This is a genomic window from Pullulanibacillus sp. KACC 23026 (assembly GCF_029094525.1).
Lineage (GTDB): Bacteria > Bacillota > Bacilli > Bacillales > Sporolactobacillaceae > KACC-23026.
On the sequence record NZ_CP119107.1, the window covers coordinates 4,233,869 to 4,251,023 of the forward strand.

Sequence of the window (17,155 nt, forward strand, 5' to 3'; positions counted from 1 at the left end):
AAGGAAAATTATCCATAGAGTCATGGAATGTTTTAAAGCCAGCACTTCTCGCCCCCTATTCAATCACTTGTTAGCATTCATCTTTTACAATCTCGAATGATTCGGTAATGGCGATGCTGTCCTGAACCGATTGGACCATCGAACAGTTCTTACGTGTGAGTTCAATTATTTTCTCCATGGCGTTGTCTGTAAGATCATTTGATTTGACCACAAATGTCATATGAATGGCCTCAATTCGATCTGCTTTCTCAGGATTACGAGTAACATCTGCCTTAATCGTAATATCATTTATGTCCAGACGTTTCTTGGTGAATATTTTCTTCATAACGGTCCCGCTGCAGCCTGCAATCGAAGCGACCATTAATTGAAAAGGACGAAAGCCTTTTGTATCATCTGCTGAAATGGCCAGTTCTCCAAAGTTAGTTTCCATTTCATAGGCCGTTCCATTAAATTTTAGTTCCATTGTAACCATCCTTTAGAAGTGTTTTATTCAAGGTTTATTGTAGGCAGTAAAGATAATGGGCTCAATTTTGTTGCTCAAGTTGGGTGCTAAATAAAAACAGGACAAAAAAGAGATTGTCCAAAGGTAAGTCACTCTCCCTTCTCCTACCCTAAAAAACAGGAGAATGAGAGCTTACTTTCGGACAGCCTCTTATCTCTTAGAATTTAACTGATACCCATTTTACAATTTTAAAAACGATCCAACCTAGAATCGCTCCAACCGTGTTAAGCATAAGATCATCCACATCAAATATTCGTTGGGCAAATTCGTATTGACAGCTTTCTATAAGAAGACTCGATAAGAAACCGATGCCCAGTAGCTGGCTGAAAGAACGAAACCGTTTAAAGAACAACGGAAGAAAGAACCCATATGGAAAAAACAACAAAACATTCCCTAATATATTTTTGAGAATGAGCATAGGGCTATGACTGCGAAGCATCAATCTTATGCTGTCGAACATGACCAAATTGACCGATTTTCCATAGACATAATAATTAAAGGTGAACAAGGTTAGGTAAATCACGGTGAGCAGGTAGGTCAGAAAAAGGACCGAACAAAAGCGCTTGATGCGATGTTTGACAAATATTCCGTTTGGGCTTAAGTCCATTCTCACGAAGCTCACCTCTGCTTTCACTAAATTTTCCCCGATCGTTCTCTCCTAATTATCAAGGCGGGTCAAATGGAATGCAAGACCATTTGTTTGGCAATTATTTGTCATTATCAAAGACAGGACTTATGGCTCATCCACTTTAAAAATCATTACACAATAGATAAGTGTGACCCAATCCCCCCTGGACTAAACCTCATTTTTCCAAAAGTAACAGAAAAGTCCATTCTATATTCAGGAAGATAGTTTGCGAGTTTCATAGAGTTCGGACAATGTGAAATGACGACTTTGGTCGTCGATGTAGGCAACGTGGTCTTCACTAAGTTCAACAGGTGAAGCAAGCCCTGCCGCTGCGGCGGTTGTGAAGAGTCCCTCTCTTAAAGCGATGACATAATTCATGACCCGCTGAGATTTTTCCTCAATATCTAAGGCGCGCTGCAGCTTAGGATCCGTTGTCGCAACCCCTACCGGACAAGTGTTGGTATGACAGCGAAGCGCCATGATGCAACCAACGGTGATCATAAATGGACGGGCTAGATTAACAAGATCTGCCCCCATACCAAGGACAACGGCAATTCGGTCTGGCGTGAAAAGCTTTCCTGACGCTATGAGTTTTACTCGGTCTCGAACGCCGTATTTGATTAAGGTTCTGTGGACAAGCTGAATGGCTGTTTTTATCGGCAAACCAACGCTGTCGGCTAATTCCTGATAAGTCGCCCCTGTTCCACCTTCACCTCCGTCAACAGTTATGAAATCTGGTCCAGTTTGATGCTCTTTCATATAGGCCGCCAGCTCTTCGATATCAGAAGGTTGGCCCACAACCATTTTCATCCCAACCGGAAGACCTGAAACTTCCTTGATTTGTTCGATATAAGCCATGAGCGATGGGACATCTGAAAATTCATTAAAACGATTGGGACTGTCGACTGTTTTATAAGGTTCAAGACCGCGGATTTCAGCAATTTCCGGTGTGACTTTTCTTCCATCCAAATGACCACCTCTTGCCTTCGCCCCTTGAGCCAATTTTATTTCAATCGCCTTTATCTGTTTCAATCCTGATTTCCGTTTTAGCTCTTCCCAATCCATCGTCCCTTCCTTAGTTCGAACTCCAAATAAACCTGGACCAATCTGCATGATGATATCCACATTACCTTTAAGATGGTAAGGGGAAAGACCGCCTTCCCCTGTATTCATCCAGGTTCCCCCAGCCATTCCGAGTCCTGTCGAAAGAGCGGTAATAGCTCGATTACCAAGAGCGCCATAACTCATAGCCGACATACCTACCAACCCTTTTACAGCAAATGGCTCGCGGCAATCTGGTCCAATAATGATCTGATCCTCGTCAGTCAAGAGCCAAGGTTTCACAGTGTTTTCTTCCAAATGTTCTCGTCGGTTGAAAAGCTTATCCCTATCAATTTTGTATCGCTTCCCATGCAATAGGACGGTATTATCCACTCTTAGTTCATCACGTTGTTTTGGAAACATCGCATTTCTTATGTAGTAGCCCGCTTTATCAAAGTCCCGTTTGGAACCAAATCCCATCATAGTGGTTTGATACTTAGCTGGCATGATAATATCCTGGTAATTTTCTCTTGAAAAAGGTTTCCCTTCAGAATCCGAATCAAAAAGATATTGACGGAGCTCTGGCCCAATTTTCTCAAGCAAATAACGCATATGACCTAATAGTGGAAAATTTCTTAAGACAGCATGCTGTGTTTGCTTTTCATCGTAAAAATAGAGGAAAACTAAGAAAGCAATTGGCAAAAGAATAATTAAAGTTAAAACAATCCCCAAAATGGACATACCCATCAGCATAAAATCCTCTCCTCTTTTCTGTATAGTTTATTTGTATGGCTTTCTGTACCAACTAAGAAGCATAAGGAACAGTTAGATCCCTTATAAAAAACACTTCGACAGGCTGATTCGATTTCCTTTTCATTTTCCTAAATGTCTTTAAACGGATTCCCTTTGCTGATTTCTCTCTTGCCGCAACTGATAAAGCACCACATTAATCTCACCGCCCAAGATGAGAATAAATCCAGTTATATAAAACCAAGTCATAATAACAATGACACTGGCTAACGTCCCATAAGTGGATGAATAATGGAAGAATTTATCCACATACAAGGAAAATAAGAATGAGGTCACCTGCCAACAAAGAGCGGCGATTACGGCCCCAATCCAAACCTCTTTTGGGCTAAGTGCTTTACTGGGAGATACAAAATACAAACTGCAAAAGACGATGAATATCATCATAAAAGTAACGATATAGTGAAAAAGAGTCCAGAAATGAAGAAACTTTAAGGAAATACCAAGTGAATCAAAAAGAAAATGACCCACCATTGGACCGAACACACTCAAAAATAAGGCTACAAAAATGACTGCTAACAATCCAATAGTAAAAAGAAATACCATTAGCCACATCATAATAAACGAACGTGTCTCTTTAACCCCATATGCGACGTTAAAAACATGGCGTATCGTCATGACGGCAGATGCCATAGGCCATAAAGTGGCAACTACACCAAAAGATAAAAGACCTCCATTTCGTTTCAAAATATGATAAATATTATTTTTTATAATTGAAACTAACTCTGGAGGTGCAAAGTCTTTAAGAAAGCTCATGACACTGTCAGGATTTAAACCAAGGTAAGGAAGTAGAGAAAAAATAAAAATAAGAAAAGGAAAAAGAGAGAATAAAAAAGTATAGGCTAGCTGTGATGAAAAATCTGTCACACGATCCTGATTCAGTCTTTTTATTAATTTTTTTATAAAAACCAACCAGAGATGTCGTTTCCCCATAGTTATCCGCCTCACTTTTTACTTTCCCTTAATCAAAAAACATGCTATTCCTCGAGCTTTAACTCACTTATCGCATCCTGTGCGGTTTTCATTAATTCCGCCTCATCACTCTTCGACGTACTGGACGTAGACGAAGAAGACTGGCTAGAGGAAGAGGATAGACTGCTTGATGTTGTGGACGTGGAGCTCGATGTCCCTGAACTTGCCTTGGAACTGTTCATCATCCCCATAGAGCTTGATGAAGAAGTGGGACTTCCACTTGATGATGTCGAACTGCTATTGCTCATGGAACTGCTTGTTTGTGATGATGTCGAATCAGAGAGAGCAGGTGTATTAGCTGAACTCAAACTGAAATCACTGCCCGATTGACGAAGCTTGGACGCAATTTCGGTGATTTCACTGCCTGCCTCCATGGCATAGCGATAAGCCTGCTTCGTACTTGATGTCATACCTGTAACCTTCTCAGCCATTTCACGCATATCATCGGTTACATCTTGTGCGGTGTTACGGATATTAGCCGCTGTATTTTGAAGATAATTAGCGATTTTGTCAGTTACATTGGCAGGGTCATGCACCATATTCATCACAGCGCTTGAGCTGCCGTTCTTCACATTATTAATGACTTTACCCATTTGCTTTCGAGTGCCACGATCAATAAGAGAGACGCAGGCACCGAGTAAGCCCCCAATAAGCATATATCTGCCTAATTTACTTTTTGGTCCTCGTGTATCCATCTTTGGACTTGAGTTGTATTGATCATATGAACTGTATCGATCATAAGTGTCCACTGCAATCGCCTCCCGTACTAATTTGTAACCAACCATAGGTTACATGCTATTAGTGTGAATCATTAGGAGGTGTAATATGAGAGAACTCACTTAGAAAATCTTAGGTAAACAAGGATAACACCTTTTGAATTGGAAAAAAGTTAAAGGAGATGGAAATAAAGGAATAGCGTTTCGCCTATTTCGGTTGAGCGTAACGAGAATACGCTATCCTCCGCTAAACTGGGCCGGAATGCCGAATTAAGAGAATGACGTTACGACTATTTCAGTTGAGCGTAACGAGAATACGCTATCCCCCACTAAACTAGGCCGGAATGCCGAAATAAGGGAATGACGTTACGACTATTTCGGTTGAGCGTAACGAGAATACGCTATCCTCCACGAATCGGGCCCCAAATGCCGAATTAAGAGAATGACGTTACGCCTATTTCAGTTGAGCGTAACGAGAATACGCTATCCTCCGCAAATCCGGACGGAATGACGAAATAACGGAATGGCGTTACGCCTATTTCGGTTGAGCGTAACGAGAATACGCTATCCTCCACGAATCGGGCCCCAAATGCTGAAATAAGGGAATGACGTTACGACTATTTCAGTTGAGCGTAACGTGGATACGCTATCCTCCGCAAATCCGGACGGAATGACGAAATAACGGAATGACGTTACGACTATTTCGGTTGAGCGTAACGAGAATACGCTATCCTCCACGAATCGGGCCTAAATGCCGAAATAAGGGAATGACGTTTCGCCTATTTCAGTTGAGCGTAACGAGAATACGCTATCCTCCACGAATCAGGCCACAAATGCCGAAATAAGAGAATGACGTTACGCCTATTTCGGTTGAGCGTAACGAGAATACGCTATCCTCCACGAATCAGGCCCAAATGCCGAAATAAGGGAATGACGTTTCGCCTATTTCAGTTGAGCGTAACGTGGATACGCTATCCTCCACGAATTTGGCCACAAATGCCGAAATAAGAGAATGACGTTACGCCTATTTCAGTTGAGCGTAACGAGAATACGCTATCCTCCACGAATCGGGCCCCAAATGCCGAATTAAGGGAATGACGTTACGCCTATTTCGGTTGAGCGTAACGAGAATACGCTATCCTCCACGAATCAGGCCCCAAATGCCGAAATAAGAGAATGACGTTACGCCTATTTCAGTTGAGCGTAACGAGAATACGCTATCGACCTTGAAATTGGCCAATTTGCAAATTTGGCGTAACGAGGATACGCTATCGGCCTTGATTTTTCCTCATCTTACTTTCAATTTTTATTGTTTGGTCCTGGAGTCGGTCATTTGTTTCCAAACGGAGCCTTGAGCAGCTTGACCGCCTTCGATCCTTTCAATGGCCATTTGGATTTGGAGCGCCACTTCAAATTCGGGATCCTCTTTCGCTGCTTTTAGTGCCTCTAGGGCTGATTCATCGCCAACTTCATATAAAAACATAGCGGCTCGCCAACGGACAATTTTACTTGGATCCTTTAGGGCCTCAATCATTGCGGGAATAGCTTGTGGATCGCCAATATCGGATAGGGCGTCCCCCGCTGTCCGTCTAACCGTCACTGTTTTGTCTTTTAACGCCTTGTAGAGATAAGGCAGCACGGCTTGATCCCCAATGAGTCCTAAGTAAACAACCGCTAGGCGGCGAATCGCCACTTTTTCATCCTCTAATGCTTTTGTTAAAACAGGCAGGTCATCAAGAGTAGGATCCATCCGATCGAGGGCTGCATAGCGCTTCTTCCAATCTGAATCCTCAAGCATGTCCAAGGTAACCTTGTGATAGGGGCGTTCAGGCTTCGCGCTTGGATGGAGCGCACGTTCGACTAACTCGTTCAGGCGCTCTTGATCATAGGCTGCCGATAGTTCATCCACAATATCCTTCTTAATAGCTTCTATATCGCCATATCTTGGATAGTTTTCAACCCATTTCCTATCGAGAATAACGTTTTCGGAGGCGGCTTGAGCCTTCATGACCGCTTCTATAAAACGTTGCGGCAAACCCACGCGTATCTCCTCGCCATCAACCTCCAGCTTTACTTGCATGGGCAGATCAAATAACAGTTGGATGAAGACACGAACTTCACCAAACACATGCTCAGACTGACCGGCTTCTGCCCGCTTTTCTTCAAGCGAATCCTCACCAAAGAGACTTCGAACCTTTGGTAAAATGACTTCCCATTCATATTTAGGATGGCGTTCAAGTGAAATAAAATCAGCCACCCGATAGAGCGCTTTGACTCCTTGTACCCCTAAGAGATTCTTCAATAACTCATCAGGTGCTTCCATTGATTTTTCTGGCGTTAAGGCATAGCTCTTTCCCATCGGCAAATGCTCTGACACAACCAGCTTCATGTTATTAGGACTTGGAGTGGGTTCAATTTTAATCAGTTTCATTCGCCAAAACCTCCTCTTCTAGATGGTTTTCTTTAATAATTCGGTCAAGCAGCGCTTCTGTTCCAGCTTTTACTAAGCGGTAAGTTTCTTCAAAGTCCCCTGTATACCAAGGGTCCGGAACGTCTTTCTCTTGGATATGCGGACATTCATCCAGCAACCGTGTAATGCTTAAACTTGTAGATTTAGGGCTTTTCCGTTTCATATCCTGCACATTTTTCTGATCCATGGCAACTAGATACTGGAAATCACTAAAGTCTTTTTCTTGAAATTCTCTTGCCTTAATCGTACTGTAGTCGATTCCTTTTTCTCTTAATAGACGCTGTGTCCCTCTATGCGGAGCTTCTCCGATATGCCATTTTCCAGTTCCTGCTGAATCAATTTCTATAAGATGCGCTAACCCTTTATTCTTAACTAACTCTCGAAATACAGCTTCTGCCATTGGCGACCTGCAAATATTTCCCAAACATACAAATAAAACGCGAATCATCGTTGTCCTCCTACCCCTTCTAGGTGCATATTATAATAGTAGCTCATTTAAAAAAATGAAAATGATAAAGCAATTAAAAGTGTTTTGAAACGGGAGAACCGTCCCCGCGTTCCAGTCCCCGCGTTCCAGTTAGCTCCTGGTTCTTTTTCTTATTTTTAATGATAACAATTGGATGTTCAAACGCCAACCTTCAGCTTTCTCCTGCTGCAAGTTCTGGGGTTAAGTCAGGTCTAGTGTTGAATCCTATTTTAACAGTGGACCAAGTTGGACAGACTTGCAGGTTTTCTTTTACAGTCAGAAATCAGACTGAGAAGCCCCTTTCTTTAACTTTCAATACCACTCAGCGCTTTGATTATCTTATCAAGGACGAATCTGGGCAAAAAAAGGAGCAGTTCTCGGATTCCCACTTATTTGGTCAAATGGTTTCAACTCTCACATTAAAGCCAGATGAAAGCCTGCACTATAAAGGGACGTTACCGAAGCTTGAACCGGGTCACTATCAAATCACCTTCTGGTTGAGTGATGATCATTATAAGTCAAAGATACAACAAAATTTTGTGGTGAACTAATCAAGGGGTTTAGTTTGAAAATTTATAAGAAACTGTCACTTAGGCGACTTTACTACCGCTCTAAAGAAACCTTTTGGTAAAATAAAGAGGATAATAAATTAGGGGGGTTGCCTTAATGGCTGAAACAAAACTTGATCAAACATGGAATCTTGATACTTTTTTTGAAGGTGGAAGTCAATCGGAAAGCTTCGCCGCTTTCGTCCAAGAGCTCAAAACGGATATTGAGTCTTTTATATCTGCTTTAAACACCTTATCACTCCCTGCGTTACCTGAGAGATTAAATCAATTTGCTGATCTATCCAAAAGAATGAGACAAGCCTCTGCCTATGTAAGCTGCCTTACCGCACAAGATATGGCCGATAAGAAAGCTACCCAACTTCAAGGGCAGACACAGGTCTTAAGTGCCTCTTTAAATACAGCCGATTTACAAATTAATCAATTTCTCTCAAACGTTCCTGATCCTGAATGGCAGAATTTCTTAGCGACTGATTATGGACAAGAAGTCCGCTTCCCGCTTGAAGAGGGACGACTTGAAGCAAAAGAAAAGTTGTCCATTGATAAAGAAAAACTCATTAGTCAATTGTCGGTTGATGGGTATCACGGATGGAGCCAGCTCTATAATACGACAGTTGGTCAAATGGGCATTGAAGTGGAGCTTCCTGATGAAGGCAAAAGAACAGTTTCTGTCGGTCAAGCAGCAAATCTCCTTTCTTCAAACAATCGTGATGTCCGTGAACATGTATTTGAAAGATGGGAAAAGGCCTGGACAGATGTTGCTGACTTCTGTAGTGCCTCCATTAATCACATTGCCGGATTCCGCTTAAATGTTTATGAACAGCGCGGCTGGGATCAAGTGTTAAAAGAACCCCTAAAGCTTAACCGAATGTCGCAAAAAACATTGGATACTATGTGGGAAGTGATTACCGATTACAAATCCCATCTCGTTAGCTATTTACATAAAAAAGCAGAGCTTCTCGGCGTTGACAAATTAACTTGGGCAGACGTCGATGCGCCCATTTCTAATGTCGAAGAAAAAGTGAGCTATGAGGAGGCTTGTGAATTTATCGTCGAGCAATTTTCATCCTTTAACCCAAAAATGGGTACTTTTGCTGAGCACGCCCTGGGCAACCGCTGGGTCGAAGCGGAAGACCGTGCCGGAAAACGCCCTGGCGGCTTCTGTACAAGCTTCCCAATGAGTCAAGAATCGCGCATTTTCATGACCTTCAGCGGAACAGCCTCTAATATCTCAACCCTTGCTCATGAGCTTGGACATGCATATCATCAACATGTAATGAATGACCTAAACTATTTGAATCAGCATTATGCAATGAATGTAGCGGAAACAGCCTCTACATTTGCTGAACAAATTGTCAGTGATGCCTCCATTCGGACCGCGGAATCGAAAGAACGCAAGCTGCAGCTCCTTGAGGATAAACTCCAACGTGCTGTTGCCTTTTTTATGAACATCCATGCCCGGTTCTTATTTGAAACTCGGTTTTATGAAGAGCGCAAAAATGGCTCTGTATCAGTGGAGCGTCTTAATACCCTTATGGAAGAAGCTCAAAAAGAAGCATTCTGTGGGGAACTTGCCTCCTATCACCCTTCCTTCTGGGAATCCAAGCTTCATTTTTATATTACCTATGTACCATTTTACAACTTCCCGTACACATTCGGTTACATGTTCAGCACAGGTATCTATGCCCGTGCAGTAGAAGAAGGAGCCTCATTTAGTGATAAATATGACGCCCTCCTTTGCGATACCGGTTCTATGACTGTAGAGGAACTGGCCCTCAAACACCTCGGTGTTAACCTTGAGCAACGCGACTTCTGGGAACAAGCATGTCAACAAATAGTCAAGGACATCGATCTATTCTTGGAACTAGCTGAATAACCTTTTTTTACGAAGTCGGCACTCATTGCTGACTTCTTTTTTTAGGCCAGATTTAGGTATAATGGAAGCATTAGGAGGATGGATCCATGAAATTACCTGATGCTTTTGAAGAAAGAATGAACCAGATGCTTGGAGCTGAAGCGGAGGCCTTTCTCAATACATACGAAGAGCCTAAATCCCAAGGTCTCCGGTTTAATCCATTAAAAATAGACCGAGATGCCTTTTTGAAACTGACACCATTTGACTTACAACCTGTTCCTTTTTGTGAAACAGGTTTCTATTATAAAACTCAAGATGAGCCAGGAAAACATCCCTATCATCAAGCAGGGATGTATTATATTCAGGAACCAAGCGCTATGGCTGTTGCCGATCTGCTTGATGTTTCCCCCGGTGAGCGTGTCTTAGATCTTTGCGCAGCGCCTGGCGGAAAATCAAGTCAGTTGGCTGGAAAAATGGCGGGTCAAGGCCTTTTAGTCAGCAACGAATTTATTCCAAAGCGGGCCAAAATTTTATCAGAAAATCTTGAGAGAATGGGCGTCACCAATGCACTTGTCACAAACGAATCACCCGAACGGTTAGCCTCCTTCTTTGGCGAATGGTTTGATCGCGTTCTAGTGGATGCCCCTTGCTCTGGAGAAGGCATGTTTCGCAAAGATCCAGCAGCTGCTGATTATTGGTCGCCGGAACATGTTCACGAGTGTTCTAAGCTTCAGCATGACATTCTAGACCACGCCTATAGCCTGCTCAAACCAGGAGGCACACTTGTCTATTCCACCTGCACATTTTCAGCTGAAGAAAATGAACAAATGATGGAACAGTTTCTTAATGACTACGCCGATATGGAGCTCCTCTCTCTTGAGCACACGAATGGAATTGAGCCGGGCAGACCCGAATGGACTCGGACAGGAGTTACAGAAGTGGTGAAGACAAGTCGCCTTTGGCCACATAAGTTATTGGGAGAGGGTCATTTTGCAGCTAAACTCAGAAAAAAAAGTGATGCCACCTCACACATCGGCGGCGGCAATCTAAAAGAGGAAAAGGGACTGCTTCCTAAAGGACAAGCCAAGGACTTCCTGAAATTTGTAAAGGATACCTTAAAAGTGGAGCCTCCCAATAAGTATAAGCTGATGGGGAGGCATATCTATGCAATCCCAGATGGCCTACCTGATGTCAGCGGATTAAAGGTCCTCAGATGCGGCCTGCATCTTGGAGAATTAAAGAAGAACCGATTTGAGCCCAATCACGCCTGGGCAGTAGCGCTCTGCCCAGAGGAAGTGCGGCGCGTCCATGAGTTATCTAGTGAATCCGAGGATTGGCGAAACTACCTTCGCGGTGAGACCCTCCCTACTTCTGTATCAGACGGCTGGACATTAGTTCTTATAGATGGCTACTCATTAGGGTGGGGAAAGGCCGTCCAAGGTACATTAAAAAATTATTATCCAAAAGGGTTGAGACGGCCCTAATCCTGTAGGACGATGGCAGAAGCCGGCGAATGGGTGAACGCCATGCGTTTTATGTATTTATGGGACTATTACTCCAAATTGTCCGAGTGTATCGGCCAGTTGTGAAAGCGGCAGGCCAACAACGTTAAAGTAATCGCCTTCGATTCGTTCTATAAACGTAGCACCGAGATCTTGAATGCCATAGCTTCCCGCTTTATCCATGGGTTCACCTGTTGCGCTGTAACGGGCTATTTGTTCAGGCTGCAATGGCTTCATCCACACAGTTGTTTGCTCATGGGAGGTGACCGTCTCCCCTGACTGAAGGTGTATAAGGGTAAATCCTGTTAAAACGTGATGAGAACGCCCCTGAAGGCTTGAGAGCATTTGTTTTGCCTGCTCCGCATCACTCGGCTTTCCTAAGATCTCTCCTTCTAGGACAACCACCGTATCTGCACTGATAAGGATCCCGGAAAGAAGATCCCCAGTCGCCTTCATATTTCTGTAAGCCGCATGAGCTTTGATCATTGATAGCTGCTCAACGGCTTCTGTGGGTGACCATGATGGATCAATGACCTCTTCGGCGTTGTTGTTCACAATTTTTACTGGCAAACCAAGCTTTTGGATTAATTCCCTACGCCGAGGCGAGGTTGAGGCCAAATATAATGTATGGGTCGTGTTCATCGAAGCTCCTCCTTCATGTTATCGTTACATTTTTTATTATAACTTTACCAAGTAAAAAGAGGTCAGCCGCCGCTGACCTCTTTCTCCATTATTGTTGTTGGTTTTTAAGGCTTTGTTCGGCGTATTGAATCATTCGTTTGACCATCTCGCCACCCACTGATCCATTGGCACGAGCGGTCGTATCTGCACCTAATTCGACGCCGAATTCGTTGGCGATTTCTTGCTTCATGTTATCCAACGCATTTTCTGCACCGGGTACTAACAACTTATTGTTATCGGCCATTTGTGAATCACTCCTTAAATGTGGGCTTCTGAGCCGCTATATATAAGCTGCTCATAATTAGTTTAAGGAGTTACACCTTTTTTACTACAAACACTTTCTTCCAATTTACAGCTTATCGTGCAATTTATCCCTGTAATCGCGATAGGCCTTTGACTGACTGAGCTTTCGTTCATCCATAATTTTTTCAAAACGGGCTCTCTTTTCGCTCAACTCACGACTTAACCTTGCTTGATCCTCTTCATTGTCAGCCTGCTTCACGAGATCACTCAGCTTCAGAATATCCTGACTGAGCTTGGCCTCCTCATTAAAAAATCCCGAGTTCTTTAATAAATGATACCCCATCCTCAACTCTTCGGGGATACTCGATAAGTCCTCTAATTTTAAAGGCTTTCCTTTTCCCGGCAGATCATCCATTTCTCCCTTTTTGATCGCTGCCTTTATTTTGTCCTCGGCAATCAACGCAAAGATATCCATTTTCATGCCCCCTCTTTAAGTTTATCCTCAAAAACTGCGATTAAAGCGTCTGCCTTTGTTTTCTTGGATTGGGCATGCGAATCGATAAAACAAGAATAAAAACGGCAACGACCACACAGACAATCGTCATTTCATGAAAATGAGCCGCATTTATCGTCTTATCAAATACAATCCCGAGTAGCGTGGAGGACAAAATTGTTCCCATGTAACGGCTTGTCATAAACAAACCAGAGGCCGCACCGGTTTCCTTTTTCGGAACAAACTCATAAAGCGTTGTTTGCATGCCAATATTATTAAACCCATTGCTCACTCCGAGCGCTGAGAGCACAATAATGACCCACCATAACGGGGTTGTTCCTTCCACCGTTAACAGTAATAGAGCCCCCACAATAACTGAAATAGCGCCTGTTAAGACCGCGGGCTTAGAGCCTTTTCGGTCAATCCAGCGTCCGGCCATCGGAGTAATCACCACACCGAAGCCGGCAATAGCAAGCATAATGAACCCAGTCTGCTGATCCGAATAGCCGCGAACTTGTTGAAGAAAGGAGGGCATTCCGAAGAAAATAGAATAAAAAATAATGTTGATCAGAATAAATTGGACATAGACCAATGAGGCATTTTTATTTCTCATCAACATGACTGGGTCAATAAAGGGCTCTTTCTTCCGTTTCTCAAACCAAATAAATAGAATCGCTCCTATTAGACCAATCACAAGCGGGATCCATTTAATGGCGTTTCCGAGTGACAGAAGGAAGATGAGCAGAAAGACAACAGAAAATACAAACAGGATAATCCCTATAACATCAATTCGTTTCCATTCCATACGAATTTCAGCATCCTTCGGCAAAAGGGCAATCCCTAAGAAGAAGGAAGCAATAATGAATGGGAAATTGACAAAAAAGAGGGCTGGCCAATCCCAATAATGGATCAGCAGACCGCCAATGGATGGACCAAACGCAGCAGAAGTCGAGGAAAACACAGCAAGCAAGGCAAGCGCCCTTGCTTGTCGTTCTGTTATCGTTTTCCTTATCATGGACATTCCGCTTGGAAACAAGGTCGAACTGCCGACCGCTTGAATGATTCGAAAACTGACTAACCAGATAAAGCCTGGAGAAAACGGAGCTAAGATGGATGAAATAGCGATTAAAATAAGGCCGATCAAAAATAACCTTTTAGCGCCAAACATATCGCTAAGTTTCCCCATTACCGGCTGTGCCACCGCACTGGCTAAGTAGTAAGTCGAAATCAGCCAGGAGACATTTGAAAAAGTTAAGTGAAAATCACTCTGAAAACGCGTAATCGCAACGGCAATCATTGAAGAATTCAAAGGATTTAATAAAATACCAAGTGCCACAGTTACAATTAATAAATTCGGTCGCTTTAACGTTTCCGTCATGCTGCTTGAAACATCTCCCTTTTATCAAAATTAGCTTTCGCTTAAATTTCTCGCAAAAACAGACTGAAAATCTTCAACGATATTCTCCAAATTATTGGAAACCTGTCTCAAACGGAAGCCTACAAATAATGGTGATGTTGGAAAACGCGGCACGATTTTAGCTATATATTTATTATTCCAATGATAAAAGAACAAGTTATAACTCGTCAGCCTCGCGTTAAAATGCTTGAGGAGATAAATGACCACTTGCTGAGTATAAGCTGCAAATTGATGAATGTTTGCTAAATCCTTCATCACAACATTGAACTCAGTAAACCCAATCATCGGCTTAGTTGAAAGATTTAAGGTGACGCCTGAAGCTTCGGCTATGGGCAGCCCTTCAAAATAGTCTTCCTTTAGCGTCTCCCGATAATCAGCATTTTTAAGGCCGATGATTTGCATGTGCGGGTGGCGAATCGTACCACCAGATAACGGACCATGATTTTTATAGAAAATGACCGACTTGTATTCTGGTTGCTTTTCCATCTCTAACCAATGTTTCATTGCAAATGCCATCAATTTGTTAAGATGCTCCTCGCTGTACTCAGAAAGGTCAGAATCACATTGATCCGTTTCAATAATTAAAAGCGGGTAAGCATCTTGTATAACAGGGTACTTATTTTCAAGTAATATGATCGACCCTTCAATTTCTTTGATTCCTGTTAATTGATCTGTCCGACAAAATGGACAATCATGATTTAAATGAACACTATTTGGTTTTCCTCTCGCAATGCCCATATTAAACTTCAAAATCGGCTCCTCAGTCATTATTAGCACCCCAAATCATTTGAATCTCTGAAAATTAGAAAGGCTTACCGAATTCCATCTGTTTCAACCGATTTTAGGAACTGACGAATGACTTGACGGTATTCCTCCGGTTCCTCCATATAAGGCATATGCGCACTTTCTTTAAAGACATGAAACTGTGCCTCTTCTACAAGGTCGGCATATCCTTTAGTTGTTTTCGGTGTCGCTTCATCGTAATACCCACATGTAAATAGAACAGGCAAGTGAAGCTCAGAAAGGCGCGGTGTCACATCATATTCTTTTAATGAGCCGGTTGGATTGAATTCAGAAGTCCCCCACATAGTTTCGTATATCACGGGATTAAATGCTCCCTTTGGTGCTTTCCACTCTTTTGGGATCTCTTCTTTACGGCAAACAAATTGATTGTTAAATGCCTTAACCGCCTCCCGGTACTCCTTGGAATCAGTGGTACCCTCTTTCTCACATCGCATAATCACTTCCTGAGTCTCAACGGGCAAGGTCTTAAGATTGGCTTTCTGATCTTCCGCCCATTGGAGGGCACTCAAACACGGACTTGAAAAAATAACACTTTTGACTCCCTTTGGCTTCGTCAGCATATAAGACGCCGCAAGCATCGTTCCCCAAGAATGCCCCAATAGATGCACCTGCTCAAGCCCAAGGGCTTGCCTAATCTCTGAAAGTTCATCTATAAATCGATCAAGCGTCCAAAGCGAAAGATCATCAGGTCTGTCAGAACCGCCAGACCCTAACTGATCATAGAAAATCACAGGGCGCTCTTCCCCCAGTAATTCAAGCGGTTTATAAGTATGATGGGTGCTTCCCGGCCCGCCATGTAATATTAATAATGGCACACCACTCCCATCCCCAATTTTTTTATAAAAAACACGACCTCCTGTGACTTGTATGTACCCTTCTGTCATGAAATCCCCATCCTGCCTTTGTTTATTTTTTTCACATAATAGCGAAATCTTATTTTTTTTGATAGTATAGAAAAATATAAATGCACTATCACTCTTGTACATTAACGCTTTAATTCAAAAAATGTATTAATTGCCATTTTTCACTACTTTTATTATATCTTAACGATAATATTAGGGCTAAGATAAGGAACTCGTTTTATATTGCAGGAGGCGAAAACGGTTGAAAGTTGGTTATTTAGGACCCGAAGGCACATTCTCTGAAGCAGCATCCATCGACTATTTCACAGCTCCCGGAACTGTTCGTATTCCCTTCATGACGTTTTGGGAAATATTAGAGGCTGTTAGAGGCGGTGAAGTGGATCAAGGCATTTTACCTATTGAAAATTCCATCGAAGGATCCGTCACAAGTGTCCTCGACGGGCTTCAGCATTACACAGATCTCTACATAAATGGAGAAATGATATTAAACGTTGAACAGAACTTAATGGTGCTAGAAGGGACAGAGCTAGAGGATTTGACCGAGATCTGGTCCCATCCTCAACCCATCGCTCAATGCCGACAATATTTACAAAAACTAAACGTCGAAACTAAAACATTTGGAAGCACAGCTCAAGCAGCCGCGGCTTTAAAAAATGCTCAGAATTCTCGTGTTGGAGTCCTTGGACCCGCTTGGACTGCTGAAAAGTTCGGGCTCAAAATGATTGCTCGAAATATCCAGGATGTCGAGGAAAACCATACAAGATTTATTGCGATTGGCCGAGGCCTCCATGTCCCAGCGAATGCCTCCAACTCGTTTATCCTCGTCGCGCCTCATCTAGAACGTCCCGGGGTACTCGTAAACATTTTAAATGTCTTTGCATCGCTCAACCTGAACTTAACTTGGATTGAATCACGCCCAACCAAAAAACGGCTTGGCGACTACCAATTCTTCCTCAAAATCGCCGAAGGATTAGAGCACGAATCCATGAAAAAAGCCATCAGTATACTAGAACTGTATGGCCATTCCGTACAACTATTAGGCAGCTTTTAGAAACAACGATAAAGTCCTTTTGCTAATAAGCAAACGGGCTTTTTTTAACAAGCCTTGCTCGATAGGAAAAAACAGTGA

General features: G+C 42.8%; 19 protein-coding genes. 4 read left to right on the top strand and 15 right to left on the bottom strand.

What is annotated here, in order from left to right:
- Positions 1-70: 70 nt before the first annotated feature.
- From PU629_RS19680 to PU629_RS19720, 9 genes are all read right to left on the bottom strand, one after another.
- Positions 71-463 carry an OsmC family protein gene (locus tag PU629_RS19680; protein WP_275281713.1) on the bottom strand — a complete coding sequence of 131 codons (393 nt, stop codon included), beginning with the start codon at positions 461-463 and terminating at the stop codon, positions 71-73.
- A 196-nt stretch (positions 464-659) separates the two neighbouring features.
- Positions 660-1,136 carry a VanZ family protein gene (locus tag PU629_RS19685; protein ID WP_275281714.1) on the bottom strand — a complete coding sequence of 159 codons (477 nt, stop codon included), beginning with the start codon at positions 1,134-1,136 and terminating at the stop codon, positions 660-662.
- Positions 1,137-1,343: 207 nt separating this feature from the next.
- The gene (locus PU629_RS19690; protein ID WP_275281715.1) at positions 1,344-2,924 is read right to left on the bottom strand and encodes an FMN-binding glutamate synthase family protein; all 1,581 of its coding nucleotides are present in this window, start codon (positions 2,922-2,924) and stop codon (positions 1,344-1,346) included.
- Between the two features lie 138 nt (positions 2,925-3,062).
- Positions 3,063-3,911, bottom strand: coding sequence for a YihY/virulence factor BrkB family protein (locus PU629_RS19695; RefSeq protein WP_275281716.1), 849 nt, complete (start codon positions 3,909-3,911; stop codon positions 3,063-3,065).
- A gap of 44 nt (positions 3,912-3,955) precedes the next feature.
- Positions 3,956-4,699 (bottom strand): hypothetical protein, encoded by a 744-nt coding sequence (locus PU629_RS19700; RefSeq protein WP_275281717.1) that lies wholly within the window; start codon positions 4,697-4,699, stop codon positions 3,956-3,958.
- 401 nt (positions 4,700-5,100) lie between these two features.
- Positions 5,101-5,241 (bottom strand): hypothetical protein, encoded by a 141-nt coding sequence (locus PU629_RS19705; RefSeq protein WP_275281718.1) that lies wholly within the window; start codon positions 5,239-5,241, stop codon positions 5,101-5,103.
- The gene (locus tag PU629_RS19710; protein WP_275281719.1) at positions 5,231-5,404 is read right to left on the bottom strand and encodes a hypothetical protein; all 174 of its coding nucleotides are present in this window, start codon (positions 5,402-5,404) and stop codon (positions 5,231-5,233) included. The genes PU629_RS19705 and PU629_RS19710 overlap by 11 nt, the downstream gene beginning before the upstream one ends.
- A 568-nt stretch (positions 5,405-5,972) precedes the next feature.
- Positions 5,973-7,097 carry a conserved virulence factor C family protein gene (locus PU629_RS19715; RefSeq protein ID WP_275281720.1) on the bottom strand — a complete coding sequence of 375 codons (1,125 nt, stop codon included), beginning with the start codon at positions 7,095-7,097 and terminating at the stop codon, positions 5,973-5,975.
- Positions 7,084-7,584, bottom strand: coding sequence for a low molecular weight protein-tyrosine-phosphatase (locus tag PU629_RS19720; RefSeq protein WP_275281721.1), 501 nt, complete (start codon positions 7,582-7,584; stop codon positions 7,084-7,086). The genes PU629_RS19715 and PU629_RS19720 overlap by 14 nt, the downstream gene beginning before the upstream one ends.
- A 233-nt stretch (positions 7,585-7,817) precedes the next feature.
- Between PU629_RS19720 and PU629_RS19725 the strand changes: the two genes are divergently transcribed.
- The 3 genes from PU629_RS19725 (at position 7,818) to PU629_RS19735 (ending at position 11,507) form a co-directional block, all read left to right on the top strand.
- On the top strand, positions 7,818-8,153 hold the full coding sequence (locus PU629_RS19725; protein ID WP_275281722.1) for a BsuPI-related putative proteinase inhibitor: 336 nt from the start codon (positions 7,818-7,820) through the stop codon (positions 8,151-8,153).
- A 115-nt stretch (positions 8,154-8,268) separates the two neighbouring features.
- Complete coding sequence (locus PU629_RS19730; RefSeq protein ID WP_275281723.1) at positions 8,269-10,044, top strand: M3 family oligoendopeptidase; 1,776 nt, start codon at positions 8,269-8,271, stop codon at positions 10,042-10,044.
- Positions 10,045-10,130: 86 nt separating this feature from the next.
- The gene (locus tag PU629_RS19735) at positions 10,131-11,507 is read left to right on the top strand and encodes an RsmF rRNA methyltransferase first C-terminal domain-containing protein (RefSeq protein WP_275281724.1); all 1,377 of its coding nucleotides are present in this window, start codon (positions 10,131-10,133) and stop codon (positions 11,505-11,507) included.
- A gap of 57 nt (positions 11,508-11,564) precedes the next feature.
- On the opposite strand, the gene PU629_RS19740 is transcribed toward PU629_RS19735, so the two are convergent.
- The 6 genes from PU629_RS19740 to PU629_RS19765 all read right to left on the bottom strand — a co-directional run bounded on the left by PU629_RS19740 (position 11,565) and on the right by PU629_RS19765 (position 16,047).
- The gene (locus PU629_RS19740; RefSeq protein WP_275281725.1) at positions 11,565-12,167 is read right to left on the bottom strand and encodes a Maf family protein; all 603 of its coding nucleotides are present in this window, start codon (positions 12,165-12,167) and stop codon (positions 11,565-11,567) included.
- 88 nt (positions 12,168-12,255) lie between these two features.
- A complete protein-coding gene (locus PU629_RS19745; protein WP_275281726.1) occupies positions 12,256-12,450 on the bottom strand; it encodes an alpha/beta-type small acid-soluble spore protein in 195 nt (64 codons plus the stop codon).
- A gap of 105 nt (positions 12,451-12,555) precedes the next feature.
- Positions 12,556-12,924: a DnaJ family domain-containing protein gene (locus tag PU629_RS19750; RefSeq protein WP_275281727.1), complete on the bottom strand. Its 369-nt coding sequence runs from the start codon at positions 12,922-12,924 to the stop codon at positions 12,556-12,558.
- A gap of 40 nt (positions 12,925-12,964) precedes the next feature.
- Positions 12,965-14,320, bottom strand: coding sequence for an MFS transporter (locus tag PU629_RS19755; protein ID WP_275281728.1), 1,356 nt, complete (start codon positions 14,318-14,320; stop codon positions 12,965-12,967).
- 30 nt (positions 14,321-14,350) lie between these two features.
- A complete protein-coding gene (locus PU629_RS19760) occupies positions 14,351-15,127 on the bottom strand; it encodes a DUF4931 domain-containing protein (RefSeq protein ID WP_275281729.1) in 777 nt (258 codons plus the stop codon).
- A 44-nt stretch (positions 15,128-15,171) separates the two neighbouring features.
- Entirely contained in the window at positions 15,172-16,047 is an 876-nt protein-coding gene (locus PU629_RS19765) for a proline iminopeptidase-family hydrolase (RefSeq protein WP_275281730.1), read from the bottom strand.
- A gap of 220 nt (positions 16,048-16,267) precedes the next feature.
- Between PU629_RS19765 and pheA the strand changes: the two genes are divergently transcribed.
- A complete protein-coding gene (gene pheA, locus PU629_RS19770; protein WP_275281731.1) occupies positions 16,268-17,077 on the top strand; it encodes a prephenate dehydratase in 810 nt (269 codons plus the stop codon).
- The last annotated feature ends 78 nt before the right edge of the window (positions 17,078-17,155 follow it).